The following is a 2177-nucleotide window of genomic DNA, read 5'->3' as shown; positions in this document are numbered from 1 at the left end:
GATAATCTTTCTCGGATTCAATCAATAATTGAACCGCTCTTTCTCTGATTTCAGGGGTATATTTTACTTTTTTCATCGGGACATTCTCTCAGAAAGCTTGGTCTCCGACAAACCCGGTACGGTTCAATAAGGGGGATTTCTAATGTTGACTAAGAAAGATCTTTCAGTAGCTCATACTGCATATTTTTGTAGCACTGGTGCACGATTAGCACTGTCACATCCAAGTCCATCTGATAGTTATCAAGCAGCATCACTTATTGGAAAAGCATCTGCTAAAAGCATTGAAAAAGCCTTTAAAGGCTCAAATGTCGCTATTATGCAAGCAATACAGACAATTCCTTGGCTGAATAATGCACCATGGTTTAATGGCAATATGTCAAATATTAGCCTGAATCCATATAATGCAAACTTAGGTAATCTAGCTTATGAACATGGCTTAATTCAGCAAAATCAAACTGCTACCATGAATCCACTTGCTGTATCTTATTTATTTGAGCATTTCCAATATCGCATACAAACTATTGAATTTACTAAGAGCCTTGTCGAATGGATTAATCCTTTAGAATGTTCAAAGCAAGAATTGGATACAATATTTCGAAGTATTGAAAGAAACTCTTCTGGTTTTGAGCTTCAAGAGTTCTGCCTTAATTTTGATGCAGATCAAAATAATACTATACATCTTAATGGGTTAGAAAAATTTATCAGTAATGAACTAAAAGTTCAGCTAAATCAGGTCGAGCCTGATAAATGTTTAGCCATTTTGTTAAAGAAGGAACCTTGTTTAAATAAACGCATGAATCTGCGCTATATAGTGATCTTGCAGAAAGATTACATTGATGAACCATCAGGGTTTACAGATCCAAGCTTCTTTCAGAGTATAAAAAATAGTGTTGAATCAAATAGCTGCTATTACTTTAACTATGATTATGGATGCCTAAATGGTTTTCTTGTTAACAACCGTTTTAGTAAGAAAAACCCAAATTACAGAGAACGGATCAGATGCTTAAAAAGCTATCTTATAGGTACTGATGCATTATATAGAGTAGATGGATTACAAACTTCTCTTGAGATTTTGTACTCAAAATTTGTCTAATAGGGTTGAAAATTTAATAATGGGAATATTTCAGCTTACCACTGCTGACTACCTCTTTATGAAATATCGCTCTATGACCGTTGAACTGATGACAATAGTTTCCGACTATTACCCTCATCTTAGTAAAGCTGAGGCACTTAGAAAGGCGAATAATCAAGAATTCCCTTTCTCAGTGTTTAAAATAGATCAAAGTAAACGTGCACCTTTTTTGGTGCACATTAAAGATCTGGCAGATATTTTAGACAGTAAGTATTCAGAAGCTTCTAAAGATTATGCTACGTTTCATCGATGAGGCGTAGTACCTCTTCTAACTGCATAACATCCCTTCTCGCCTTCACTGACACATAACGCTGTAAACTGCTCCAAGAGTCATGCAGACTCACCTTCTGAATCTCAGGAATAGTAAAACTCTGTTCTGCTAAGCGTGTACAGCCTTCATGTCTCAAATCATGAAAGCGTAAATCATCAATACACAACATTCGACATGCTTCTCTGAACTCTTTACCCAAGCTTTTAGGATTCAATGGTAATAGTAAGTTTTCATCATGCCCAAGCTTCAACATCCGTTCACGAACTTCTGACTGCTTTAATCTTTTAATCATTTCCTTACAAGGATCAAGTACATCAAATGACTTATGATTACCTTTAGAACCATTAGGATTCTTTAAATCATGCACTTTCCACGTTGAATGATGTGGGTCATAATCTCGAAGATACAATCGTGTTAATTCAGCTTCACGTCTGCATGAGAAAATTGCAAACCACATAATCAAATGCATTGGGTATTTAGAGCCATAACGATTTAGCTTCCATCGTTCTGCAAAATACTTCGTCAATGCAATCAATTCATCTCTCGAAGGCAGTCGGTCTCTTTTTTGACTGGAGGATATTTGACGTGTTTTTCTTAACTGAGCAGTAGCCTTATCAAAGCTATTTAAATCAATATCCATTTCCCACTGTTAGCGGCAGTGTAAAAATGACCCCCTAATGGCATTTAAAAACTGACCCCCTTGGTTAATATAGCGGTCATTTTGGACTGCTCAACATGTTAACTTTGGAGCAAGCAGTGACAATCCAAATACTT

Annotated in this window: 2 protein-coding genes and 1 pseudogene; 2 read left to right on the top strand and 1 reads right to left on the bottom strand. The window is 36.1% G+C overall.

All coding sequences use genetic code 11. The annotated features are described in order from the left end of the window. Window positions 1–142: 142 nt before the first annotated feature. Window positions 143–1093, top strand: a complete 951-nt coding sequence (locus HYG89_RS15835) for a hypothetical protein (protein ID WP_178868366.1) — start codon at window positions 143–145, stop codon at window positions 1091–1093. Between the two features lie 19 nt (window positions 1094–1112). Further along, window positions 1113–1385 (top strand): pyocin activator PrtN family protein, encoded by a 273-nt coding sequence (locus HYG89_RS15830; RefSeq protein ID WP_053579574.1) that lies wholly within the window; start codon window positions 1113–1115, stop codon window positions 1383–1385. Here HYG89_RS15830 and HYG89_RS15825 read toward each other — a convergent pair. Continuing rightward, a pseudogene (locus HYG89_RS15825) lies at window positions 1369–2049 on the bottom strand (tyrosine-type recombinase/integrase); the annotation flags it as partial. The gene HYG89_RS15830 and the pseudogene HYG89_RS15825 sit on opposite strands and share 17 nt — an antisense overlap. Between the last annotated feature and the right edge of the window lie 128 nt (window positions 2050–2177).

Origin of the sequence: Acinetobacter sp. SwsAc5 (assembly GCF_013391485.1) — a bacterium.
GTDB lineage: Bacteria > Pseudomonadota > Gammaproteobacteria > Pseudomonadales > Moraxellaceae > Acinetobacter > Acinetobacter towneri.
The sequence above is the reverse complement of the archived record's forward strand: the minus strand, read 5'-3'. Positions and strand labels throughout refer to the sequence as shown.

Bases quoted from the DNA above. Each gene is read 5' to 3' on its own strand.
- HYG89_RS15830 (WP_053579574.1), top strand. From the start codon at position 1,113: ATGGGAATATTTCAGCTTACCACTGCTGACTACCTCTTTATGAAATAT.
- HYG89_RS15835 (WP_178868366.1), top strand. From the start codon at position 143: ATGTTGACTAAGAAAGATCTTTCAGTAGCTCATACTGCATATTTTTGT.